24 protein-coding genes are annotated in these 24,148 nt (G+C 57.0%); 13 read left to right on the top strand and 11 right to left on the bottom strand.

The annotated features are described in order from the left end of the window. Nucleotides 1-440: 440 nt before the first annotated feature. Both OQ273_RS19010 and OQ273_RS19005 read left to right on the top strand, forming a co-directional pair. Nucleotides 441-1,508 carry a CNNM domain-containing protein gene (locus OQ273_RS19010; RefSeq protein WP_267992417.1) on the top strand — a complete coding sequence of 356 codons (1,068 nt, stop codon included), beginning with the start codon at nt 441-443 and terminating at the stop codon, nt 1,506-1,508. Nucleotides 1,509-1,796: 288 nt separating this feature from the next. Further along, nucleotides 1,797-2,444: a FecR family protein gene (locus tag OQ273_RS19005; RefSeq protein ID WP_267992415.1), complete on the top strand. Its 648-nt coding sequence runs from the start codon at nt 1,797-1,799 to the stop codon at nt 2,442-2,444. A 205-nt stretch (nt 2,445-2,649) separates the two neighbouring features. Here the strand turns inward: OQ273_RS19005 and OQ273_RS19000 are convergent, their stop codons facing one another. Continuing rightward, nucleotides 2,650-3,528: a LysR family transcriptional regulator gene (locus OQ273_RS19000; protein ID WP_267992413.1), complete on the bottom strand. Its 879-nt coding sequence runs from the start codon at nt 3,526-3,528 to the stop codon at nt 2,650-2,652. 96 nt (nt 3,529-3,624) lie between these two features. Here OQ273_RS19000 and OQ273_RS18995 point away from each other — a divergent pair, with 96 nt between their 5' ends. From OQ273_RS18995 to OQ273_RS18970, 6 genes are all read left to right on the top strand, one after another. Further along, the gene (locus tag OQ273_RS18995) at nt 3,625-4,605 is read left to right on the top strand and encodes a tripartite tricarboxylate transporter substrate binding protein (protein ID WP_267992411.1); all 981 of its coding nucleotides are present in this window, start codon (nt 3,625-3,627) and stop codon (nt 4,603-4,605) included. An 11-nt stretch (nt 4,606-4,616) separates the two neighbouring features. Next, nucleotides 4,617-5,144, top strand: a complete 528-nt coding sequence (locus tag OQ273_RS18990) for a tripartite tricarboxylate transporter TctB family protein (RefSeq protein ID WP_267992410.1) — start codon at nt 4,617-4,619, stop codon at nt 5,142-5,144. 62 nt (nt 5,145-5,206) lie between these two features. Beyond that, a complete protein-coding gene (locus tag OQ273_RS18985; protein ID WP_267992408.1) occupies nt 5,207-6,628 on the top strand; it encodes a tripartite tricarboxylate transporter permease in 1,422 nt (473 codons plus the stop codon). 10 nt (nt 6,629-6,638) lie between these two features. After that, nucleotides 6,639-7,886 carry a M28 family metallopeptidase gene (locus OQ273_RS18980; protein ID WP_267992406.1) on the top strand — a complete coding sequence of 416 codons (1,248 nt, stop codon included), beginning with the start codon at nt 6,639-6,641 and terminating at the stop codon, nt 7,884-7,886. 8 nt (nt 7,887-7,894) lie between these two features. Next, nucleotides 7,895-8,638 (top strand): sulfite exporter TauE/SafE family protein, encoded by a 744-nt coding sequence (locus OQ273_RS18975; protein WP_267992404.1) that lies wholly within the window; start codon nt 7,895-7,897, stop codon nt 8,636-8,638. A gap of 205 nt (nt 8,639-8,843) precedes the next feature. After that, the gene (locus tag OQ273_RS18970; protein ID WP_267992402.1) at nt 8,844-9,848 is read left to right on the top strand and encodes an NADP-dependent oxidoreductase; all 1,005 of its coding nucleotides are present in this window, start codon (nt 8,844-8,846) and stop codon (nt 9,846-9,848) included. 201 nt (nt 9,849-10,049) lie between these two features. Here the strand turns inward: OQ273_RS18970 and OQ273_RS18965 are convergent, their stop codons facing one another. From OQ273_RS18965 to OQ273_RS18940, 6 genes are all read right to left on the bottom strand, one after another. Continuing rightward, nucleotides 10,050-10,793, bottom strand: a complete 744-nt coding sequence (locus OQ273_RS18965) for a hypothetical protein (protein WP_267992400.1) — start codon at nt 10,791-10,793, stop codon at nt 10,050-10,052. A gap of 3 nt (nt 10,794-10,796) precedes the next feature. Continuing rightward, a complete protein-coding gene (locus OQ273_RS18960; protein WP_267992398.1) occupies nt 10,797-11,003 on the bottom strand; it encodes a hypothetical protein in 207 nt (68 codons plus the stop codon). 155 nt (nt 11,004-11,158) lie between these two features. Then, a complete protein-coding gene (locus OQ273_RS18955; protein WP_267992397.1) occupies nt 11,159-11,437 on the bottom strand; it encodes a hypothetical protein in 279 nt (92 codons plus the stop codon). Nucleotides 11,438-11,465: 28 nt separating this feature from the next. Further along, the gene (locus OQ273_RS18950) at nt 11,466-11,759 is read right to left on the bottom strand and encodes a hypothetical protein (RefSeq protein ID WP_267992396.1); all 294 of its coding nucleotides are present in this window, start codon (nt 11,757-11,759) and stop codon (nt 11,466-11,468) included. Nucleotides 11,760-11,933: 174 nt separating this feature from the next. Then, nucleotides 11,934-13,307 carry a helix-turn-helix transcriptional regulator gene (locus OQ273_RS18945; RefSeq protein ID WP_267992395.1) on the bottom strand — a complete coding sequence of 458 codons (1,374 nt, stop codon included), beginning with the start codon at nt 13,305-13,307 and terminating at the stop codon, nt 11,934-11,936. 11 nt (nt 13,308-13,318) lie between these two features. Further along, on the bottom strand, nt 13,319-14,185 hold the full coding sequence (locus OQ273_RS18940; protein ID WP_271292121.1) for a LysR family transcriptional regulator: 867 nt from the start codon (nt 14,183-14,185) through the stop codon (nt 13,319-13,321). A 141-nt stretch (nt 14,186-14,326) separates the two neighbouring features. Between OQ273_RS18940 and OQ273_RS18935 the strand changes: the two genes are divergently transcribed. Together OQ273_RS18935 and OQ273_RS18930 are read left to right on the top strand one after the other, a co-directional pair. Continuing rightward, nucleotides 14,327-15,052 (top strand): putative quinol monooxygenase, encoded by a 726-nt coding sequence (locus OQ273_RS18935; protein ID WP_267992393.1) that lies wholly within the window; start codon nt 14,327-14,329, stop codon nt 15,050-15,052. A 181-nt stretch (nt 15,053-15,233) separates the two neighbouring features. Then, on the top strand, nt 15,234-16,004 hold the full coding sequence (locus OQ273_RS18930) for a class I SAM-dependent methyltransferase (RefSeq protein ID WP_267992391.1): 771 nt from the start codon (nt 15,234-15,236) through the stop codon (nt 16,002-16,004). 42 nt (nt 16,005-16,046) lie between these two features. Here the strand turns inward: OQ273_RS18930 and OQ273_RS18925 are convergent, their stop codons facing one another. Next, complete coding sequence (locus tag OQ273_RS18925; RefSeq protein WP_267992389.1) at nt 16,047-16,499, bottom strand: tetratricopeptide repeat protein; 453 nt, start codon at nt 16,497-16,499, stop codon at nt 16,047-16,049. A gap of 84 nt (nt 16,500-16,583) precedes the next feature. Further along, nucleotides 16,584-17,489: a LysR family transcriptional regulator gene (locus tag OQ273_RS18920; protein ID WP_267993151.1), complete on the bottom strand. Its 906-nt coding sequence runs from the start codon at nt 17,487-17,489 to the stop codon at nt 16,584-16,586. 208 nt (nt 17,490-17,697) lie between these two features. On the opposite strand from OQ273_RS18920, the gene OQ273_RS18915 reads away from it, so the two are divergent. After that, nucleotides 17,698-18,462: an SDR family oxidoreductase gene (locus OQ273_RS18915; RefSeq protein ID WP_267992387.1), complete on the top strand. Its 765-nt coding sequence runs from the start codon at nt 17,698-17,700 to the stop codon at nt 18,460-18,462. 103 nt (nt 18,463-18,565) lie between these two features. Here the strand turns inward: OQ273_RS18915 and OQ273_RS18910 are convergent, their stop codons facing one another. Further along, entirely contained in the window at nt 18,566-20,161 is a 1,596-nt protein-coding gene (locus OQ273_RS18910) for a bifunctional aspartate transaminase/aspartate 4-decarboxylase (protein ID WP_267992385.1), read from the bottom strand. A 12-nt stretch (nt 20,162-20,173) separates the two neighbouring features. Continuing rightward, the gene (gene aspT, locus OQ273_RS18905; RefSeq protein ID WP_267992383.1) at nt 20,174-21,889 is read right to left on the bottom strand and encodes an aspartate-alanine antiporter; all 1,716 of its coding nucleotides are present in this window, start codon (nt 21,887-21,889) and stop codon (nt 20,174-20,176) included. Between the two features lie 205 nt (nt 21,890-22,094). Here aspT and OQ273_RS18900 point away from each other — a divergent pair, with 205 nt between their 5' ends. Beyond that, nucleotides 22,095-23,333, top strand: a complete 1,239-nt coding sequence (locus OQ273_RS18900; RefSeq protein ID WP_267992381.1) for a YcaO-like family protein — start codon at nt 22,095-22,097, stop codon at nt 23,331-23,333. Then, entirely contained in the window at nt 23,330-24,133 is an 804-nt protein-coding gene (locus tag OQ273_RS18895) for a TfuA-like protein (protein WP_267992379.1), read from the top strand. Before OQ273_RS18900 ends, OQ273_RS18895 begins: the two co-directional genes overlap by 4 nt. Nucleotides 24,134-24,148 lie beyond the last annotated feature (15 nt).

Here is a 24,148-nt window from a genome sequence, read left to right as displayed (position 1 = left end):
AAAGGGCATCCAACGCAAGACGTATTGGTCCATAAGCCTCGAAAGGTGCGGCAGCAGATTGATGAGGCTCACGCGCTTGCCTGAACCGGTTTCCTTATCCGGGCCTGCAAAAAAATCGAAATAGGCGTTCTGTTCAATTTCGCTCCGGCCCGCAAAGTGCCCGTGTTTTTTGCGGTTGCGGCTTATGACAGTCCAGTCGACCATGCGTGTTTCTCCAGAACTCTGTGCGTTCGGAGGTTGATTAGCCGAGCCAGCCCCTGGCGCGTGTCACCCTTTCGGACGACAAGTGCTGTCAAACACCGTTACGTTGGTGGGCAGTCGGACAGAGGCAAGGTTCTGCGACCGGCGGATTTGTCTCGCTTTGCTGTGTTGGTTGTGGCTCTGCGTTCCTGTATGAAGGGGATCGCTGAAGAAGACACGCTCCAATCGAAGGCCGTCCCATGACCCTGCTGATCCTCTTTGTCGTTCTCGCCATCGGGGTGTCGTTCCTTTGCTCCATCCTGGAGGCGGTGCTTTTATCGATCACGCCCTCGTTCGTGGAGGCGGCCGAGGAAGACCGCCCGAAGCTGGCCGGGAAGCTGAGACGCTTGCGGGCCGATATCGAACGGCCTTTGACCGCGATCCTTTCGCTCAACACAATCGCACACACCGTCGGCGCAACCGGGGCCGGCGCCCAGGCGGCGCTTGTTTTCGATGATTTTGGCGTTGGCGTTTTCTCCGCCTTTTTGACGCTGGGCATCCTCATCCTGTCGGAAATCGTTCCGAAGACGCTCGGAGCGACCTACTGGCGCGCTCTCGCCCCGTTTGCGGTTCGCGTGCTGCCGTGGCTGATTACCGTGCAATTGCCGTTGGTCTGGATGAGCCAGGCGATCACGCGGCTCTTGACCCGGGGTGAGGCGAGCGCAGAGATCTCGCGCGAGGAAATCACGGCCCTGACGAGCGCCGGTCAGCGGCTTGGTGTTGTCGAGGAAGATGAAACACGTGTCGTCGCCAACCTGTTCCGCATGCCTGAGATCCAGGCTGACGAGGTTATGACGCCGCGAACGGTGATCGACCATGTGGCGGCCGATGCGACCGTGGCTTCGGCGGTTGCGGGACGGGACGCCTTCACCTTCTCGCGCATACTGGTCTCCGGTGAGACCATCGATGAGGTGCGGGGCTTTGTCCTGGCGCGCGAGCTGCTGTTCGCCGCTCTGCGCGGTGAAGGCGAGCGCCCGGTCGCGGATTTCACCCGCGAGATGCTGCGCGTGCCGGAGAAAACAGACCTCGACACGCTCTTTGACCTCTTGATGGACCGCGATGCTCATATAGCCCTGGTGGAGGATGAGTACGGCGGAACAGCCGGCCTGGTGACCATGGAAGACGTACTCGAAACGCTTCTCGGCACCGAGATCGTCGACGAGCACGACCAGGTAGTGGACCTTAGAAAAGCCGCACGGCTGCGCGCCAAACAGCGACGTGAACCGAAGGAAGATGCTGTGGTGGAGAAATCACAAGATCCGGGTTGATCGCGTCGGGGTTTCCAAGGCAGCATCTGGATGAGGTGCGAACGACCGCTGTGAGCCCCAAGCGGACATTCAATTTCGTGCAATGCCGCCGAGTGTTATGTATGCATTTGTGCCCATAGGCTCACAAATTTATTGGCAACTATGTCCTTAAAGGAGCTGATACCAGGTCAGCTTCGCTACCAGATAGAACCACATGTTTGATATTGACAATATTGGGCGGCAATACCAACATCGATCAGCACACGGATAAGACGCCGACTGTACATTACGCAACATGAGGTGTTGTGAATGAGAAATCGTTTCAGAATCTTCGTAGCACTCTTTTTCGTTGCCATGGCATGCAGCCTGCCAGCGCAGGCCCAACAGGCCGCCGGGCAAGTCGAGCGCCAAAAAGGCACGGCGAGCCGCAGCGCGGCCAACACCACCGTTGATCTGGCGCAGGGCAGTCAGGTCTTTGTTGGTGATGAGATCAGCACTGGTCCGGGCGCTCGGCTTCTGATCGTTTTTGACGATGAGTCGAAACTGACCATGGGTGAGAACGCACGCGTTACCATCGACCAGTTCGTCTATGCACCTGCGGGCAGTTCGAGCCAGGCATTAGAGATAGCGGTCGGGGTATTCCGCTTTGTCTCCGGCCAAATAAGCAAAGCATCGCCCAGTGACGTCGCCATCTCAACATCAGTTGCAACCATCGGCATCCGCGGCACTGTGTTCCTCGGTGGCGAGTTGACCGTTGGAATGCCGGCAGGCCAGTCACACTACGGTTTTCAGATCAACGAAGGCGCAATCGAGGTGATTTCGCCAGGCGGATCAGTCGTGCTTGACGAAGCTGGCGAAGGCACGTTTCTGCCTCTCAACCAAGTTGCCGCGCCGACTCCCGTCCGCCAATGGACCGCTGAAGAAGCCGCCGAAGCAGAGGACGCCCTGGCATTCTAGCAGCCGAATGCATACGCCTGATGATGTCCACTTTGGGTCAGGAGTCGCCACGCAAAAACAACACTGATTTGTCAGCTTTGTATGCATAATCACCACTTTGGCATCAATCGCGACAATATCGTTCAACAAGCCTTGGGTGCACTACGTTGAAGCAGCTTAGTTAAAAGCAATTCGTTTCTAGTCGCCAGAAGCTTCCTTTATCGCCTCAGCTCAAAAAGTGTTCAATCACCGCCTTGATCAGGTCGGGGCTTTTGGACGTGACGCCGCGCATGATTTGGACATCCATATTGACAATCGGTCTAAACGGTTTGGAAACAAAACTTGCGCCTTGTTTTTGTCGTTCGGCTGCCGAGAATGCATCAATAATAGATACGCCGGCTCCAGATTCTACCATTGTAACGGCAAGTTCTTCCAAATTGACTTCAGCTCTTATTTTTGGGGCAACCCCCTCCTGTTCGAAGAGGTCGAGGATCTCAGTGCTGGCATAAAACAATGTGCCCAGTAGAATGAAATTTTCTCCGGTCAGATCGGCCGGATCGACATAATCCTTCTTTTCAAGGTGGTGGCCCTTTGGGAAAATGCAGACGGCTTCGTTGCCAAGGAGTCTGTGAGCAATAATGGCACCCGATGGCCTCACCGGCAGCCCCAGGCCGATATCGGTCTGTCCGGTTTCGACCATGTCGAGAATGCGCGAAGACTTAGTGACTTCCACGACCACTTTGAGGCTCGGATATCGGCTAAACAGATCATTGATTTTTCGAGGTAGCCAGAGCGTGGCAATCATTGGCATCGCTGCGATGCGCAAAGTTTCGTGGGTATTTTCTTCCAGGGAACGCGCAAACCGGTCAAGGCTCATCATGCTTTCCATAGCGCCTTCAGATTGTTCAAAAAGTCGGCGCGCATGTTCAGTCGGCTGGAGGCGATGGCCTTCTCTCAGAAAAAGTTTCGTACCCACATAGGCTTCTAGATTGCGCAATTGCTTGGTTATTGCTGGCTGAGAGATCAACAAACGACCAGAAGCCGCGCTCAGGCTCGAAGACGTCATGACAGTGCGGAACACTTCAATCTGACGGTAGAAAGACAAATCCTTAACCTCAGGTTATCATTTGTAATAAATTTCTCATTATCATTATGGTTTCACAGTCGTATTTTTGAAAGGACTTTTTCCTAGGAGGACATGATGAGATTTCCAAAGCGCACCGGTCTGTTGGCGGCCCTCATGGCAGCTGCAATCACCGTGACCGGAACAAAAGTGGCCCTAGCCGAGACTTGGCCCGAGAAATCCGTAACCCTCGTAGTGCCATTTCGGGCTGGTGGCCTGACAGACCTTGTAGCTCGTAAGCTGGAACCCGGTCTGACTGAGGAATTGGGGCAAGAAATTGTGGTTTTGAACATTTCAGGTCACTCCTCAGTGGGAACACGGCGCGTTGTCGATGCAAAGCCGGATGGATATGAATTTCTGGTCCATGAGACCGGTATCATGACGGCTGAGGCGTCCGGAATCCAAGATTTTGGGTATCGTGACCTCAAACCGGTGGCAGCTGTGTCTTCCGTTTGCCTGGTGGTAGTGGGCAAGGCCGATTCCGGTTGGAGCTCGATCAAGGAAATCGCCGCCGCCAAAGGTGATGACCCATTGATTGCCGGGGTCACCATCGGCGGAGCCAGTCATATGGGTGTGCTGAAAGCTGCAGAGATCGGTGGTTTCGAAATCCGCGCAGTGCAGGTCGGTGGTTCAGCCGACGCCTATGCTGCCCTTATCGGCAACCAAATCGATCTTATGGTGACCGCCCCTGCCGGTGCCAAGGACTATTTCTATGACGAAGAGGGCAAAAAGCTGGAAGAGCCAAAGGCCACGCCGCTTTTATACACGGGCAGAAACCGTCATCAATCCCTGCCTGACATTGAGAGCATGACAGATGTGGGATCGGGCGAAACGATTTGCGTGCCGCATATGGTGTTTGCTCCAAAAGATACACCGGACGCGGTGGTGGAAAAAATGGCCGCGGCCTTGGATGTTTCCTATCGCCAAGATGGAGGTTTGAAAGACTTCTTCAGCAATATCGGGGGCACAGAACTCTTCGTTTACGGCGCGGAGCTTCCTGGTTTCCTTAACGACAACTGGACAGTTCTGGAGCCTTTGGCCAAATTGTCGAAACAATAAAACCGGTGTTCATGTCAGATGTGACAAAGGAGATTGCAAACATTGTGTTTTGCGGTTTCCTAATCCTCCTTTCGGTGGTGTTGCTCAGCGATCTGAGCACGATCAGGAAATCGCCTTTCGACTTCCTAGCATCGTCAAGTGTTCCGTCGATCTTGTGTTGGTTGGTACTTGCTCTTTCGGCTATTCTTATGCTGCGCTCAGCCGCCACGCTGATTAGAAGCAACCAGCCGGAACACTTCTTGCAACGTGAAGACCACGGCCGCGCCACTCAGCAGGACGACGATTACAGCGGTGAAAAATCGAGACTATTTCAGTTGTTATTGGTTGCTCTTGCCAGCTTTCTCTATGTCCTCACCATCGTCTTTTCACTGGTGCCTTATGCTATATCGACAAGCTTTGTGCTGTTCAGCTGTATGGCGGTATTGGCGCCTGTCGGAAAACGCAACTGGCTTTTGATATTTGGCCTTTCAATTGGCGTCGGTGGCGGCTGCGCTTTTGTGTTTACCGAACTCCTGCCGCTTCCCCTTCCCGGTTTCTGAAAATGTCAGATCTTCTTCAGGGCTTTGTGCTTGCTGTTGAGCCCATTTCTCTTGCGTTGACATTGGCCGGTGTTCTTGTCGGCATCATTGTCGGGGCTATCCCGGGTCTGACCGGAGCCATGTTGATTGCGTTGCTCCTGCCGGTGACGTTCCAGATGCAACCCTTTCACGCAGTGGCTTCAATTGTTGGCGTGTATGTCGGCAGCGTTTCCGGCGGATTGATCACCGCGGTTATGCTCCGTATGCCGGGCACCGTTTCCAATCTAATGACAATGCTGGACGGTTACCCCATGGCGCAACAGGGCAAGGCGCGACGCGCCATTGCGCTTTCGGTTGGGGCATCACTTTTAGGCGGTGTGTTGTCGTGGCTTGTTCTCGCTGTGCTTTCCGAACCAATCTCCCTTTGGGCGACCCGGTTTACACCTTTTGACTATTTTGCCCTGGTGATTTTGGCGCTGGCGTTTGTTGTCACGCTGAGCGAGAAAGCGCTTTTGAAGGGACTTCTTGCGGCGGCTTTGGGTTTTTTGCTGGCCCTGCCTGGTATTGATCCTTCGTCGGCACAAGCGCGCATGACATTCGGCATGGTGGAGCTGAACGCAGGTATTCAAATCATGCCCTTCTTTGTCGGCATGTTCGCCTTTGGCGCGGTCTTGAGTGACATCGTACGAGGCACACACCTGAAGAAGTCTGTAAAACTGGCGCAGGACACCCATGGCGCCAATTTGAGCTTGCAGGATCTGAAGACGCACGGAAGCAATCTGATCCGCAGTTCGGCTATCGGTACAGGCGTCGGAATTCTGCCGGGTATAGGCTCCAATATCGCTTCTGTGGTCTCCTATACTCTGGCGCGCAACTTTTCCAAGAATCCGGAAATATTCGGCAAAGGCGCCGAGGAAGGGATTGTCGCGTCTGAGACTGCCAACAATGCAGCTGTTGGCGGCGCTTTGATTCCGACTCTTGCCTTGGGAGTGCCGGGCAGTTTGGTTGACGTGCTGCTGCTCACAGCCTTGACCATTCACGCGATCCAGCCAGGACCGATGTTGTTCGTCAACAGTGGTGATTTGGCCTACGGCCTGATCGCGACCTACATCATTGCCACACTCGCTATGGCCTTTTTTGTTCTGACAGGTGCCCGTTGGCTGGCAATGCTTGCGAGAGTGCCACTTTATCTTTTGTTGCCGATCATCATCGTTGCCAGCGTTATTGGTGCTTATGCACTTGAAGGTACGGCCATGTCATTGTGGGTCATGCTGGCCTTCGGGGGGCTGGGCGTGTTGATGGAATGGTTGGACTATCCATTGGCGCCCTTTGCCATTGCTTTTGTTCTCGGGCCGATTGCAGAGGCAAAGCTGCGTACCGGACTTCAAATAACCGCTGGAGACTGGTCGCCGTTGTATTCCGAGCCAACTCCGCTTGCGCTGTTCGCATTTGCTTTGATTGTGTCGGTGTTTCCCATTGTCAAAGCCATGAAGCGCAAATTCTAGTTGGATGCTCATGCAACATTCAAAACAGATGAACTTGATGTCCATGTTCCATGCAATCTGCGACTTCGGCAGCCGTCTCAGCGGAAGCAAAAGTGAGGCTGATGCGTTGGACTATGTGGAAGGCTACTTCTCGAACCTACCCTGCGGTGAAGTGGTTACGCATCGTGTTTCCTATCCTGGTTGGTCTTCTTCAGACTGCTGGATCGAGATTGACAACAAACGCTTTGATGCATTTGCGCTTCCACGAAGCGGATCCTTTTCTAACCACAGCGCACGCGTGCAGGTGGTTGACGCGGGACGGGGTACACCAGAGGAACTGAACGCATTGCGCGCGTCAATCGCTGGCAAGGCAGTTGTTGTAACCCATGAATTCATGTTCGCTCCTGACCACGTTCACCGGATGAAGAAATATGAGTGCGCGCAAGCGCTTGGAGCGACCGCATTTATTATAGCCAATCCGGATGCAGCCACCGGCAGAGTATCGGGAAGTGTCCATGGCACAGTGCCAGGTTTTGGGGTCAGCGCTTTCACGGGCGACGCACTCCGCTCTGCCGCTCAATCAGGCAAACATGTTCAGTTCCATATGAAGAGCGCTCATACGCCTGCATCAACCAGAACAATCGACTGGTCCATAAAGGGGACTGATCCAGAGTTTTCGACGGAGGAGATCATTGTCTGTGCCCATCTCGATGGGCACGAATCATCTGAAAATGCGATGGATAATGCATCCGGCGTTGCAGTTATCATGGCTCTGGCCAAAGAGCTGTGCACAGTGGCCAACTTTCCGCATACGGTTCGGATTTTGATCTTCTCCGCTGAAGAGTTTGGGCTGTGTGGATCAAAAGCCTATGTCGACAAACTCTCTCTGGAGAAGCGCGCCGCAATACGTGCGGTGTTCAACCTCGACTGCGTTGGCGGCAGCACCCGTTTCGGTGCGATGACCAGTGCATTTGCCGAGCTGAAAGAAGAGGCGGAGCGCTGTGCTGCGCAAAGTGAGATACCGGTCTGTGTTCATGAGCCGCTGTTGAAAAATTCAGACCATTATAATTTTGCTGTTGCCGGTATCCCGGCCATGCGGTTGATCGCCGGTTTTGGTGACGCAGACAGCCGTTTGCGCCACGTACTGACTGAGGCCGACATGAGAGCTCAGGTTGCCCAAGAAGATCTCGTGGCTGCGCTCAAGCTGACCCATGCCTTGATCCAATCCATGTCCCTAAGACAGACAGGTAAGCACAAAGCCAGCCAGGAAGCATCCTGAAGTCTGTGATGTTTGATACTTTACTCATCAGTGTAGCTGCGTTTCTCGCAGGTGGTCTGAACGCGATTGCTGGTGGCGGCAGTTTCTTAACATTCCCGGCGCTGGTCTTTGCGGGAGTGCCCACCATCGCGGCGAACGCAACCAGCGCGGTGGCCGTTTTTCCTGGCTATTTGAGTGGCGCACTCGGCTTCACCTCCGAACTGCGAACGATGCGCGGAGATGTATTGGCGGTTTTGTTGGGCCTGTCCGTGGTGGGCGGTGTCGCAGGTTCGCTCTTGTTGCTGGTCACGCCGGAAGCTGTCTTCTCATTCATTGTGCCTTGGTTGCTCGGCTTTGCCACGCTTCTGTTTGCTTTTGGCAGGCGGATTGCAACATGGACAGAGCGACACTTCAAAGCGCAGGGTATGTCAGGAAACATGTTGGTTTTGATGGTTTCTACCTATGGTGGTTACTTCAATGGAGGTTTGGGCATAGTTCTCATGGCTGTGTTTTCGATACTCGGTCTGCGCGATATCAATCAGATGAACGGGTTGAAGAATGCCATGTCATTTTGTTTGTCTGCTGCATCCGTTGCCACGTTCGCATTGGCCGGCATTGTCCACTGGCCGCAAGCGATCATAATGATGATCGCGGCAACTGTTGGCGGATATTGTGGAGCGCTTCTGGCTAGATTTCTTTCTGAGGATACCGTCAGAGCCACTATCGTGGTCATTGGTCTGATAACCACTGTCGTCTTCGCCGCTAGAGTTTAAGAGATTTCTATAGCAACCAGTGGCCGCTTTCCGGCCCGTTTGTGGCCTTAGACGGTCAAGAGCCAAGGACCACAAAGTCCGCATAGCCGATACCGGCTTCGATCCAATAACCACAATGGCAGTCCTCAAAGCTGCCGGGACCTCCCTTGCGGTCGGTTTTCGCCGAAGATAGCATCGGTCGAGCGACAGTGAGCGGGACGATTCCATGGCAAAAACAAACCGGCAAGTTATCCTGACCTCCAGACCTGAGGCCATCCCGCAAGCCGGGCATTTTTCGTTGAGGGATGGCGATATCCCTGAGCCGGGTGATGGCGAGGTATTGGTCAAAAACCGGTTCCTGAGCATCGACCCGGCCATGAGGGGCTGGGTGAGCGCGGTAGCGAACTATTCCGAGCCGGTGCCGCTTAACAGCGTAATGCGCTCGATTGCCGTTGGGGAGGTTGTCGCCTCAAGGAACGCGAATTACCCGGAAGGCACGCTGGTATGCGGGATGTTCGGCTGGCAGGACTATGCCGTTGCGCATAAGGATAATATCTGGTTCACGCATGATCACGCATCCGGACCGGCGTCCCTGTCACTGGGCATTCTCGGGTTGAACGGGATTACCGCTTATTTCGGACTGCTGGAGGCGGGACGCCCAAAGCAAGGTGAAACCGTTGTCGTCTCAACGGCTGCCGGGGCCGTGGGCAGCGCCGTCGGTCAGATCGCCAGGATCAAGGGGTGTCGCACGGTCGCCATCACCTCCAGTGAAGAAAAGCGGGCGCAATGCCGTGACGAGTTTGGCTATGACGCCGCGGTGTCTTACCGCGAGGGCGACCTGGGCGCGGCGCTGGCAGAGGCCAGCCCGGAGGGGATCGACGTCTATTTTGACAATACAGGCGGAGCGATCTCAGACACGGTCTACCGGCAGCTTAACGTCAAGGCCCGTGTGGTGGTCTGCGGTACGGCAGCGACTGCGAGTTGGGACCCGTGGCCTCAGGGCGAGCGGATGGAACGCCATATCCTCACCAAACGCGCCACCGTGCAGGGCATTCTGGTCTTCGACTGGGTTGATGGCTATGAGCGCGCGCGGGCCGATCTGGGACAATGGGTGCAAGAAGGTCAGCTCAATTATCGCGAGGAGTTTCTGGACGGGATCGAACAGGCTCCAGGCGCAATTGCACGGCTCTATGCGGGGCAGAACTCCGGCAAGCTGATGGTTCGGCTATAGGCGCTGCATGCGATGCACGTTGCCGGCGGGACCCTTGACCCAAGGGCTCTCCCGCGCAGCAGGAAGTTCCTCGAGTGCCCTCAACGATCAAAAAAACCGCTTCTGCATTCGCCTGCCGGATAGACCGGGGCGATTTCGCCGGATCGGGCCGTATCTGCAAAACAGCATACGGGTGACATGGATCTTTGACCGTCGCTGCGACTAAACAGCCACTCTTTCGATTTCCGAGACAGGGTTGCATCCCTTCCAGGAACCCTTGCTGGCGATGATGCGCGCGCGCGTGAAAGAGCTTCGGTCCATACGGCTTGTCTTTTTGTGGTTATCCATCTGGCCGCGATGCTCGCCGGGCTTGTAGGCAGCTTGCATCATTGCGGCATCGTTTTGCCAAAGCGACACGGTGATCCCGTCGCCGCCATCGACGCCCACGCCGCTATAGACCGCCTGGCGAATGTTGCCCGGCAGTCCTGCATAGTAGTCTTGCACGGCATAGACCCCGTGCAGGAACGCCACGATCCGTTCCGCATCCTCCGGCCCGCGGCCTTCAAACCCGGCAGAGGTGAATACGACAAGCGGACCTCCCGGGTCTTCCTTTGCGACTGCAAACGTATCGTTCGCCAGGGTTTCGCCGCGCCAGTTGACCTCGCCATGATGAGCATAGGGTGCAATGAGGGCATGATAGGCTTCGACCGGGTCGGCCAGGAATGAAAGATGCGCCTCGGGTACGTCAAACACCGCCTGGGCCGCCTCCCGGTTCGGATAGATGCCGAAGCCGCCCCACTCATCGTTGTTGAAGTTCCGCATATTGTCTTCAGACAGCTGCGAGGCGGGATAGAACCGCCAGGCCGCCGCACTCTTCGGCCCGGGGAAAGGATTGCCAAGCCCGTCAACCGGTTCGGCAAACCGGACGCGGTGAAACACGATCCAGTCATGATCGGCATGAGACATGCTTCATTCCTTCTTCGAATCTGCGCTTGGCAAATGCCGGACCTTGCTGGTCGGCGCGGTTGGACCCGGCGCTGGGTGCATCCTCAACGCCTTGGCTGCGGCGCCGAAGAGGGCAGGCAGCGTGGCCAGGAAAGCCAATGAAGCTGTGGCAATGATGGCAAGCTTGAAAATGAAAACCAACCAAGCTGATATCCATATAGCGAAGGCCATTGGAACACTGTCTCCTGCGAAAGCCAGCTGGATTTTGAAACACACCAGGCATCCGTCTCCCTGATCCCTTGCAAGAGGCGCGCGTTGGCATGCGCTCCTGCATGGTATCTATCGGACTCACGAGACGTGAGAGGACGGTATCCGGCCTGGCACCGTCAGCGCATCTCTATCGATTCGGAATAGGTCACCGTTTCGGGCGGCGCGGTGAACAGGGAACCGAGATCGCTCCAGATCGCCTGGATTTGCGCCGCTGAGGCGCTCGCCGCGGCCTCGGACTCGTAGACTGCGACGGTAACTCCTGATCCATCCTCGTTCCAGGCAACATGGCACGAAACTATGCCGGGAACGGACATGATCTGTTCGCGCTTTGCTTCAATGTTTGGCCGTACCGCGTCGGAATCGCTTCCATTCCATGTGATGATCCGTGTGAACATCCTTTTTCTCCTATCCTGCGATGATCGTCTAATCCTTCTCGCCGCGTACGAGGTCATGTCGCATGGTCGCCGCGCCTGTCTTACTGGCCGTGTCGGCTGCGAACCGATCCGGGTCAAGAAAGGTGCCGGAAAGATCGCACCCCAGCTGCCTCGTCGGGTGCCCGAGGGCCCCGTTGGCAGTGCGCTCCGCGAGCGCCAACAGTTTGGGGTGAAGTCCGTCGCCCCTGGATGCGGCAAGCGTGTGGAGCGATCGAAAGCCGGAGAGCACCGGCTCGGGCTCATGGCAATCGATTTCGTCGGCTTTGATCACATTTTTTGGCATGGATTCTGCCCTCAATTTTTCATTTTCAAACGGTCGCGGGAAACAGGTTCATCTCCTGCGACTTGCGTTTTTCCGCAGGCACTTCTCTGTGAAAGAAGACTGACCCCACAGCATGGTCATGTGTGACGGCTCTGCGCGCCGCTCACATGAGCAAATTTACCTAAGAGAGCTGATTTATTTTTGGGTACGCTGCGCGGCCTTGACGCGATCCGCGTCTTCGCCGTCAAACAAGGTGCCGATGGTCCGAAACACCAAAAGCGCGTCCAACAGGCTGGTGTTCGATGCCACGCCTGTCTTGTCGTAGATGGTCTGGATCTGATTGCGAATTGTCTTCGGCGAGCGCCCAGAGCTTTCGGCGATTTCAGGCACCTTGCGGCCCATCAGAAGCTCTTTACAAACTTGGGCCTCGCGCGCCGTCAGGTCTAACACATCCTCCAGCAATGCACTGGAAATGGTGTCATTCGAAGTTTGGCCGACCACGATTGCGTAAAGGCGCTCTTCCGCGAGCAGGTGGCGATCAATCGCGCTGGCCTCGCGCAAAGCCGGGCGGAAAGGGGTAATGATGAGCGACAGCGGATCCGGCTCCGATTCCAGCCGCATGCCCCCCGGGGCCTGATGCGCCTCAAGCTGCTTCAGCTTGTTGTGGAGTGCCCTGGTGTCCATCGGATCGGACAAGGTCAGGATGCCGCTGGCACCGACCTTGAAGGGCGCATTGCGGTCGATCATCCGCCGGCCGGCGGCATTGCCGAACAGGTATTTCCCGGCCCCATCGGTGATAAGAAGGGGCAGCACAATCCCGTCAATAAAGCCGGCAAAAACCTCATTGGTCCGTTTCGACAGCGCAATCGCCCGTGCCAGCTTGGTTGCTCGCAGCACATGAGGTGAAAGGAGCTTGAGCAGGTTGAAGAGCGGGTCGTGGATTTCGGCCTCCCGCTCCGGATCCGCCGGCAGTGCAAAACCGATCATGACACCCTTGTCGCCCAGATGCTCGATCTTCATCTGCAACGTATGTTTGAAGCCGCCCGGTTCCAGCAGTTCCTTGTAGATCGGTGTCTGCACCCACATCGCCTCGTCGAAAAACACCTTGGTGCGCGCGACGAAACCGTTTTGCATATGCCGTATTCCTTCGGCCACGGCCATCGAGGCCGGTGTGGCCAGATTGAGATAATCCGGGACATTGAGCCCCAGCTCCATCAGGTCAACCTGTGTCGGATCACGATAGAATTCGCGCCCCCCCGAATAGGAGTATTCCGGTAGAGGGCCGTTCTCGTCATAACCATAGACATTCGCGCCGATGCCCGGAAACAGCGCGGTCAATCGATCCAGCAAAGACTGCCAGGGCCGCGGTTCAAAAGCGGAATCATAGGCCAGGCCAATGAGTTCGCTCAGCTCTTCCGGGGACAGGTTCACATCATTCATACGGATATTGATATCCAACACGGCTCTGGCCGCAAGGACAAACCGCACACGGGTCTGAGGGTGAATGGCGGCATAGAGCCCAAAGTGTTTGATACCGCGTACGTCGCGAATGTCATCTTTTTCGGGCAAAGCACGACGCACTATCCCTTGGAAATCTCGCGCAAAAGTTCAGCCGCCTCCGGCCGGGCGGCCTGATGCCGAAATCTTATGGCACTGACGTTGCGTCCGATTTCCATGTCTGAAATCGCCAAAGTCGCCAGGGCCGGATCGATTGGAATGGCCGTCGCTGGCAGTATCACCGCCCCGGCTCCTTTTCGGGCCAATTCCAGCAACCATTCCACGCGATTCGACCGGTAGGCGGCATAGAGGAGATGGCCATGATCTGCGCAGGTGCCGTGGAGCGTGTCGCGCATCTCGCAATTTGGGCGATCCAGCAGATCGGTTTGGGCAAGAACCTCCAGTGTCACGCTGCCCAGGCCACTCATCGGATGACCTTTTGCGACGACGACACGATAATCCTCACTATAGAGAGGGTCTATTTTATACAGCTCGGGATTGACCTGTGCTGATGTAACCACGATGTCATGTTCGCCGTCGCGCAGGCCTGCCAGCAGGCTTTCTGGCGATCCAACGATCAGCTCGATCTCCGCTTCCGGCATACGCTTGCGGAATCGCTCAATAGCAGCCGATATCCTGTTGTTCCCGATTGTCTCCCCAAGTCCGATGCTGATGGGCACACGATCCAGTCGGACGTGCCGAACGGCCTCAGCCTTGGCTTCCGCCGATTCTGTCTGAATCCTTTCAAGCCTGGGCTGCACCAGTTTGCCGAGCGGTGTCAAACGACATCCGGCGCGGTCGCGAATAAACAGGGCGCCGCCCATCTCTTCTTCAAGTTTTTTGATGGCCGTCGTTAGCGAGGGCTGCGACACGTTCGATGCACTGGCAGCATGGGTGAAATTGCGGTGCTCGCAGACAGCCAGAAAGTATCGGACCTGGTTCATCTCCATGGGCGGTTCCTCTCGCGACAGGAGTTTTAAGATTTCTCCTTCGATAGTCAATGTCTATCGAAAGATAGAATCTCGGGATTGGAGGTGAGCGGTATCGACGTGGGAGAAGGAACGCATCGAAGCCAAACCAAGGAGACGACCATGAAATCTCAATTCGCACAGATGCTTTCCGCGCTGGTCCTTATCACCGCAACCACAACTGCAAGCGCATTGGATAACGACGTGACCAACCACACAGCCAGCTACATCGCGATGCCTGCCGCCAAGGGCCAGACCCAGGCCTTTGCCGAGTTTCTGGCCGGCGCTGCGCCACTGGTCAAAGAGACTGAGCCGGGAACCAAGCTCTGGTTCGCCCTGCAAGCCGAAGACACGCTCGCAATCTTCGACATCTTTGTCGATGACGCGGCGCGCGACGCCCATTTTTCCGGGGCGGTCGCGGGCGCATTGAATGAAAATGCCGACGCACTTGTCTCGGGCGGTTGGACCGCCGGCGTTGTCGCCAACATCAGCAACTCCAATGTGCTTTCTATGAAGGCGCCGGTCGAGCTCTATACGGCCACGACGGCCACTTACATCAGTCTCGAGGCTGCGCCCGGCCAAAGCGACAACTTGCGGGCCCTGCTGACGGCTGCAGCCTCAATCGTTGCCGATACCGAACCCAAGACGCTGTTTTGGGTTGCGTTGCAGATCGACGAGAACAACTTTGCGATCTTTGACATCTTCGCCGACAACTCCGGCCGCGAGGCACATTTTGCCGGGGAGGTTGCCGGCCTGCTGAAGGACAAGTCGGCAGAACTGATCGTGGGCGGCTGGGACGATGGCGTAATCCCCAACGTCAGCAACTTCGACATCATTGCCATCAAATAGAACAAGCCAATCGCGAAACGCTTTGCCCGGCGCCTGTTCCGCCGGGCATTACGCATTCAGTTGGAAGACCACCCTCATAGCGGCCGCCAATGACTGCTCGTGAAGGCGAACGCCACCCGGCGATGCATTTCAGACCGGCTGTGTGGTAAGACAATCCATGCGAACGACCGGGGAGGCACCAATGACACGCGACTACCTTTCGATTAACAAGGACATCTGGAATGCCGACGCGGCCAATTGGGTTGACTTTGCCAAAAGTCGTTGGAGCCTTGAGACCCCGGAATGGGGCACATGGGGGAACTCCGAAGCGAGCTTGCGCCTGCTTCCCGCAGACATGACGGGTGTGGATGCCATCGAACTCGGATGTGGGACGGGATATGTGTCGGGCTGGATGAACCGGCGTGGCGCGCGGGTCACCGCAATCGATGTATCAGCCGAACAATTGGCCACCGCTCGTCACAACGCCGAAGAACACAGCGCGGATATCACCTTCATCGAGGGAAACGCCGAAGAGACGGGCTTGCCGGATGCCTCGTTCGACTTCGCAATCTCGGAATACGGTGCATCGATCTGGTGCGCACCGGACAAGTGGCTGCGGGAGGCATGGCGATTGCTTCGCCCGAACGGACGGTTGGTTTTCCTGGGAAACCATCCGCTGTCGCTGATCTGCTCACCGCTTGACGGCTCGCCCGCCGAACGGACGCTGCATCGGCCCTATCGCGAGATGTGGGGGGCGGACTGGACTGAGGTCGAATTCGAACCAACCGGTGTGTGCTTCAACCTGACAATGTCGTCCTGGATGGACCTTTTCACCGACATCGGCTTTGCCGTCACGAAGTATCAGGAGCTTTATGCCCCCGAAGGCGAGATGGGCACCCGCGCGGCTATTCCGGCAGATTGGGCCAAGAGCTACCCGGTCGAACAGGTCTGGCACCTCACGAAGCATGAATAGCGGTTGCATCCCTGCATCGATCTCCGGGTTCGTTCATTCAACTCAATCCAAGGGCAAACCAGCCGCGGTCAGGGCAGAGCGATAAACCTCTTCAATGTGCTGATCTGCGAACCCGAGCGGGCGAATTTTGGGCAATGTCGGATGTGGTTTGGTGTCCAGAAGCGTCTCCATGAACCTGCTGGCCAGATTCGCTTCCCCCTGCACGCTGGCGGATGCTGCTGCAATTGCCAGGGAATGCGGAGCATTCGGTGCACAATCCAGTGATTTTCGTGCGGTGTCTGGGGCGTCGGCCATATCATTTGACGCGAATTGACACGTCGATTTGTGAACAAGAACGCGATGAATGATCCGGTTTTGCGAAAGAACCGGGATCACTCGCTCAAACAAGTCGCGCGCCCCTGCAAGGCGACCTGCGAAGGTATAAAAACGTGCCCGGGCGTTCAGAGCGAACATATAATCGGGCGTCACATCAAGACTGCGCTCAACCGCACGCAAGGCCTTTCCTTTTGTCGGAGCCGGCAAGGTCTATATCGACGTCTTCTTCCTCGGGGGGCGAGACTGAGGCCGGGGGGCGCGCGTTCAGCCGACTGCGGTCCGCATGTTCGAGCGTAGAAAATCGATCATGACGCGGACCTTTTGCGGAAGGTAAGCCCGGTTTGGATATAGCGCCCAGGCAGCCGTCTCGAACTCGGTCGCGGCACATCGAAAGTCCGGGAATAGGGCAACCAGCCGCCCGTCGCGCAGGTCATCCTGGATCAGCCAGTCCGCCAGCATCGCAACGCCCAAACCCATGCATGCTGCACGACGCAGGGCGAGCGCATTCGAGATTCTGAGATCGCCACGAACGGGTACCTCAAACGGTGCGCTTGCTCCGCTCTGAAACATCCAGCGGTCCCGCAGGCCCGGCAAGGCAAATCTGATGCAGTTGAGCTGCTCAAGATCGGTGGGTTTTGTGATGCCGGCACGACCGTCAAGGTAGTTCGGGCTGGCCACCACATGGTAACGGGTTTTCATCAGTCGGGTCGAAACAAGATCACCCGTTGGGGCAGGAGCGAGGCGGATGGCAAGGTCAATTCCATGTTCCACCAAATCCAGATTGGCATCACTGCTTTGCAGGTCGATGGAGATATCAGGATAGAGCTCCTGAAACGCTGGCAAGAGCGGCAGGATCATGTGATGTGCAAAGGCGACCGATGCGGTCAGGCGTAACAGGCCTGTCGGCTTACTCCTTAAGCCCCTTGCATCTTCTTGCGCTGCTTCGATTTCTTCCAGCATAGGGGCAAGCCGTGTCAGGAAGACCTGCCCTTCTTCCGTTACCGTCAGGCGGCGGGTGGTGCGCTGGAAAAGTCGCACGCCCAGATCCGCTTCGACTGTGGCGACAATCCGGGAAACAGATGATGGATCGAGGTCGAGTGCGCGGGCCGCAGCTGCTATACTTCCCTGGGATTGAACAAGCAGGACTGTTTTTAAAGAGGCGATTTCCATTCGTGTACAAAGCGCACGACAATGAGGATTCATCAACTGTTTTTCGCATTTTCTGCAGTAATTAAAGGATACTCATTCCAATTGATGGGGTCGAGGTGGTGTCTGTTGAGGCGACCACGGCCGATGAAGAAACAGCTGTCGCTCGATTCGCCAAGGCAGCAGCTGAACTTGCAGCCATTGCTGCTTAGCCCAACGGAAAGGAAACACGTTGAAACACCTCAAGGGAAAGACCGCGATTGTCACAGGTGCAAGCCGGGGCATCGGTGAAGCTGCTGCCCGCTATCTGGCCAGACACGGCGTGAAGGTTGTCCTTGCCGCAAGATCAGGCGGGGCGATTTCCGCCATTGCGGACGACATCCGAACGGGCGGCGGGCAAGCCAGCGCATTTGCCTGTGATGTCAGCGACCACGCGGCCGTGTCCGCGCTGATCCAGCACACGACACAGACATTCGGGTGTTTGGATATCCTCGTGAACAATGCGGGCCTGATTGATCCGATCACACGCATCGCCGACAGCGACCCAGAGACATGGGGCAACCTCATCGACGTCAATATCAAGGGTGTCTACCACGGCCTGCGCTATGCGATCCCGGTGATGCTGCAACAGGAAGGTGGGACAATCATCAACCTCTCGTCCGGAGCGGCAAACTCATCTCTCGAGGGATGGTCGCACTACTGTGCCAGCAAGGCCGCCGTATTGCGCCTGACGGGCGTTGCACATGAGGAATACGCCGACGCCGGCATCCGTGTTGTTGGCCTGAGCCCCGGCACCGTCGCAACGGACATGCAGTCTGCAATCAAAGCATCGGGCATGAACCCTGTCAGCCAACTGGATCCCTCCGTCCATATCCCTCCGGAATGGGTTGCACAGGCCATCGGATTCCTTTGCGGCCCCGATGCGGACGAATTCGCAGGAGCCGATTTCTCATTGAAAACCGACGAGGGCCGAACCTTGGCGGGTCTTCCTGTGTAGTAATCGTACCAAGCATCTGCGCGCGACGGGCGGATGTCCGCTTCGTCCGCACAGCCGGGTTCGTTCCATCGATCCCGAAAGCCACCCGCACACCGGACCTGCCCTAGCCCTTCTCCTTCTCGAAATCCGTGTGCAGTTCGTCGAGTACACGGCGGGTGAACGTGCCGATTTCGGCATATTCGGCTTCGGTCAGATTGGCGAGAGAGACACGGGCTGAGGCGTCAATCACCTCGAAGCCCTTGCCGGGCAACAGGACGACACCGGTCTCTCGCGCCAGCCGGAAGAGGAAATCCGTGCCTCGCTGGTCTTGCGCGAACCATTTGGCGAATTCGGCGCCGTAGAGTTCTTCTCCCAACTGCTGCAGGTCGATCAGATAATAGTAATTCACATCGTTCGACCCGGTTTTCGGGTCGAGGCCGATATTCTGACAAAGGGTCCGGTAGCGGTGTCGGATGAGATGTTTGGCGGCCGACTTGTAGGTCTCGTGCAGATCCATCAGCCCGTGCAGCGCAAAAAGCGTCATCTGCAATTGCTGCGGCGTCGAAAGGCCTGCGGTGTGATTGAGCGCCACGGCGCGGCTGTCGGCAACCAGACGGTCGATAAAGCGCAGACCGGCAACATCGGTCGTCAGCGAGGAATACCGCTCGTCCAAAAGGTCCTTTTCCTTTTTGTCGAGACCGGCGAGGGCGGCATCGATGGCGTTGTCCTCATGCAGGCCGATGACACCGAGCCGCCAGCCGGTCGCGCCGAAATATTTGGAGAAGGAATAAACGCACAGCGTGTTGTACGGGCACATGGCAAAGAGCGATACGAAATCGTCGGCGAAGGTGCCGTAGACATCGTCGGTGACGACGATCAGGTCTTTGCGTTTTGTGTTGATGAGGTCCGCCAGCTTCTCAAGACTGGCATCGGAGAGTTTGTAGGATGGCGGATTGCTCGGATTGACGAGGCAGAAGACCTTGACATCCGGGTCTTCAAGCCGGGCGATCTCGTCGTCGGGAAACTGCCACTCATTGTTTTCGTCCATGCGCACATCGATGATTTCGAGTGCGTAATCCGGCAGTGGCGGTATTTCCAGGTAAGGCGAGAAAATCGGCGTACCGAGTGCAATCTTGTCGCCAGCGGCAATCAATCCGTTATTCTTCAGTGTCTGGAAGATATAGGTCATGGCGGCCGTGCCGCCCTCGGTCGCAAAGAGCGAGAACGGGCCGCTTGCCGGCTTCGGCCCGAACATCTCCTTGGCGATATAGGCGTGAACGATTTCCTCCGAATGCGTCAGCATGCGGGGTGGAACGGGGTAGTTGCAGCCAAGGAACGCGCTGACCATCTCAAAGAGAAAATCTTCCCGCTCCATCTCAAGCTGGTCGCGGACAAAAGAAATACCGGCGCGCAGGAAGCTGATGCCCTGGTCGCCGCTGAAACGGGAAGCATAGGATTCGAAGCGCTCCACCATGCCTTCTTTCTCGGGCAGCCCGCCAAAGCCGCTATTGAGATAGGAGTAGGACCGTTCGGCCTCCTGCAGGGCAAACTCGCCGAGACGCAGAAAGGCGTGGCGCGGCTGGGTCGCCAGAAAATTCGGGTTGCCGCGTCCGGCATTGAGCATGACCCGCTGGGATTCCGTTTTTGCAACGGCAATCAGCTTGTCCTTGAGCTCGAAGGGGCTGAGTTCGGCAAAGGCGCTGAAATCTTCGTCCTGCATAAGATGCTCCCTTTAGGGCGAGGCGTTTTTGGTGATGATGCCGACAATCAGCGGTCCCCAGATCGTCAAAAAGACATTGGCGACCGCATAGGTGACCGTGAAAGAGACGACCGGCGTTGCATTGCCGGCTTTCGCAAGCAGTGCCGCAAAGCCGGGATTGGCGCTGCGTCCGCCGACGACACATGCCAGCGCCTCGATCGGGTTCTGGATGCGCAGCACGTAGTAGGAGAAGAAAAAGACCACAATTTGCGGAATGATGGTAACGCCCACACCGAGGAAGAACAGCGTGACGCCATATTGCTGCATGGTCGTGACCGCCTGCGGTCCGGCGGAAATGCCGACAATGGCGACAAAGACAGCCAGTCCGAAATCACGCAGGAAGTTTGATGCCCCTGTCGGCAGCGCGGCGAATTGCGGATGGGTGCTGCGCAACCAGCCGAAAAGGAGCCCTGAGAGAAGGCATCCGCCGCCTGTTCCGATTGTCACCGGAATGCCGGCGATCTTGAATTGGATCAGACCAAGCAGAATGCCGATCGCCATGCCGAGGCCAAAGAAGACAAAATCGGTGACTGCGGCCGCAGTAATCTTGTAGCCGAGCAGCCCTTCGACACGGTCGAGATCTCTCGGCGCACCGATAAAGAGCAGCTCGTCGCCCTTGTGCAGCTCAAGCCCGTCAAGATTGGGCAGATCCCGGCCCATGCGCTTGGCGGCAACCAGATAGACACCGTGACGTGTCTCGACGCCCAGTTCCTCGCGCATCGCGCCGATGGTTTTGCCGATGAACCGGGGGCGGGTGACGATAATTTCGCGGTGCTCTTCGACCAGTTGGAAATGATCGGGGGCAGCAGCTTCAGGCCCGAAATAGGGGGCTTTATCCACCAGAACGTCGACAACACCCGTAACGGCGACCCTGTCGCCTGGCTGAACGACGGTGTCGTCACTGACGGCAAGGTTTTGGCCGTTGCGAAGAACGGCCTCTACTGCCGCGTCCGAGAGATCCCTATCGATTGCAATCGCGGATTTTCCGGCCGCATTGCTGCCCTCGGTCACGTTGTAAAGGCGTGTCGTTACCTTTCGGATAGCGTTGAACTGGCCGGGCTCGAGTTGCGGCGTTCCACCGGACATCTCTTTGGCAAGCTTGACGGCCTCCTGGCGGATGTCCCATTTCATCACCATCGGCAGGAACCATGTGACAATGATGATCGGTCCGAGATTGCCGAAGATGTAGCAGACGGCATAGCCGACGGCGACATTGGTCTGCATTACCTTGATCTGGTCCGCTGTCACGCCCGCCAGCTTGGCGATGGCGTCTCCGGCGGTGCCGATAATGGCGGATTGGGTGAGGCCGCCCGCCGCCAGACCCGCCGCCGTGCCGCGATCGAGGTTGAACGCCCAGGCGCTGATCAGCACGCAGATCAGGCCGACCAGGCACATGACAAATGCGGATACGAGCTGGTTCAGCGAGCGCCTGTTGAGCGAACGAAAGAATTGCGGCCCGCCCTGATAGCCAACCGCATAGATGAACAGTGCAAAAAAAACCGATTTCATTCCCGTATCGAGCTCTATGCCAAACTGTCCGATAAGGACGCCGACCAGCAATGAGCCGGCAACGCCGCCAAGCACGAACTGACCGATGGTCAGTTTGCCGACCATGTATCCGAGCGATACGGTGATAAACAAAGCCAGCAACGGAGCCGCATCAAACAGCCGATCGAAAAATTCCACCATTGCCAGCTCCAGTCGTCGCGTGTGTGCTGTATCCAACGGTCACTGTGCAACAGCAATGGCGGCGGAAACAAGCTGTGATTTCAACGCGCCGCCTGTTCCGCCAAAAAGTCGGCTGACCGGCAAAACTGGCAAATCGATGGATCAATCGCGCAAAGCGAAGTAAAACCAGGTCTATTCTATGGGTTACGCGCATTGGACATGATTGATGGATTTGCATACGCAGGACAGTGGCGCCAAACGGTTGAGCGAGGGGTGGCACCGGGTCTGCAATGCTGAAGAGACATTGGCCCGCATATTGCCGCTCAAGGAACGCTTCGGCATCACGCGTCTTGCAAATGTCACCGGTCTTGACCGGCTTGGTGTGCCGGTCTTCCTGGCAACCCGCCCGAATGCCCGCTCCGTTGCCGTATCCCAGGGCAAGGGCCTGCAGGCCGCGCAGGCCAAGGCGTCGGCACTTATGGAGGCGGTTGAAATCTGGCATGCCGAGCATTTCGACCGGCCGATGCGTTTTGCCAGCCTGCGCGAACTTTCCGGCAATCATAGGGTCATTGACGTCGATCGGCTTCCGGGGGTTGTCGATGGCCGGTTCTCCGAGTCCCTGCGCATGCTGTGGGCCGATGCGCAGGACCTGATAAGCGGAGAGAATCTGCTGGTTCCATTCGAGATGGTCCATGCCGATTACACCCATCCCGTCCAGCCGGGTCATGGCTGTTTTCCGGCAAGCACAAATGGTCTGTCATCCGGCAATCATCCGCTGGAAGCCGTCTGTCACGGTATTTGCGAGGTGGTCGAGCGCGATGGTCTTGCCGTCTGGCATCATGCATCGATAGGAGAGAAGGCGCTGCGCGGTCTTGAACAGCAGAGCATCGACGATGCACCGGCGCAGCTTATCATGCAACGGTTCGCCTCCGCTGGTCTCCAATGCGGCCTTTGGGATGTGACAACAGATATCGGTGTCGCCACCGTCTTGTGCGCCGTGATGGAGCCCGGACATCATGGCGGGCATGTCGGTCTTGGTTCCGGCACCCATCTCGACAGGCGGATCGCGCTGCGCCGGGCCCTGACGGAAGCCGCACAGACCCGCCTCAACTATATCAGCGGATCGCGCGACGATCTGATGATGTCTGAATATGACCTGTCGGGCCGCGCCGAAAAGAACGAAGCCGTCATCGAATTGCTCGAAGCGAGCGCATTCAAGCGGCCCTTTTCCGCATTGCCCAGTGTTGTGAACCCGACGCTCTCTGACGATCTCGCCACCTTGCTTGGCGCGCTTCGCAAGGCCGGTATCGAAGAGGTCGCGGCGGTGGATCTGAGCCGCGACGACACGCAGATCCCCGTTGTTCGCATCATTGTTCCGGGCCTTGAGGCGCCGCATGATGATTCAACCTATCTGCCCGGCAGCCGCGCTTTTCAGGGTCTGACAAACGGGGAGGTGGTCACATGATTGTGTTATTTGCCGGACCCTCCCTGGCGGGCACGCTATCCTATGAGTATCCGGGGTTTGATTTTCGGCCGCCTGCAAAACAAGGCGATCTCTATCTGGCTGTGGAGGACGGCGCGGATGCAATCGGCCTGATCGATGGTGTTTTTGATGGCGTCCCGTCAGTCTGGCACAAGGAAGTGCTGTGGGCGATCGACCAGGGCGTGCCGGTATTCGGTGCATCCAGCATGGGCGCGCTCCGGGCTGCCGAACTTGATGTCTTCGGCATGGTCGGCATCGGCGCGGTTTACGACGCCTACCGCGATGGCGCTTTGGAAGACGATGATGAGGTCGCCCTTCAGCACGGACCGGCCGAAACCGGCTTTGCGCCGCTCAGCCTTGCCATGGTCAATATCCGGGCAACTTTGGAAAAGGCTGTTTCTGAAGGCGTCGTGTCGGCACAGGTGAGCGATCAGGCCGCATCATTGGCAAAATGCATCCATTTCAAGGAAAGGACGTGGACTGCCCTATTGGCGGCGCTGCGTGGAAACGGTGACGCCGAGCTGACAGCCGTCGCCGACTGGCTGCGCGACAACTATGTCGATCGCAAGAACCTCGATGCGCTGATGCTGCTCGACCACATATCCCGGCAGGAGAACTGGCCGGGCGAGCATCCGTCGTTTCATTTCGAACAAACGGAGATGTGGCGCCGCGGTGTTGCGGATTGGCGGCGAGCCCAAAAGCGCGTCACGGCGTCCCCATCCGGCGCCTATCGCCTTGTTCCCGAAGACAGTCTATACAGATCGACGGGCACAGAAGAATGACGCGCTTCGGTCGAG

The sequence above is a fragment of the Hoeflea prorocentri genome (assembly GCF_027944115.1).
In the GTDB taxonomy this organism is placed as follows: domain Bacteria; phylum Pseudomonadota; class Alphaproteobacteria; order Rhizobiales; family Rhizobiaceae; genus Hoeflea_A; species Hoeflea_A prorocentri.
This window is presented reverse-complemented; position numbering and strand designations above follow the sequence as displayed.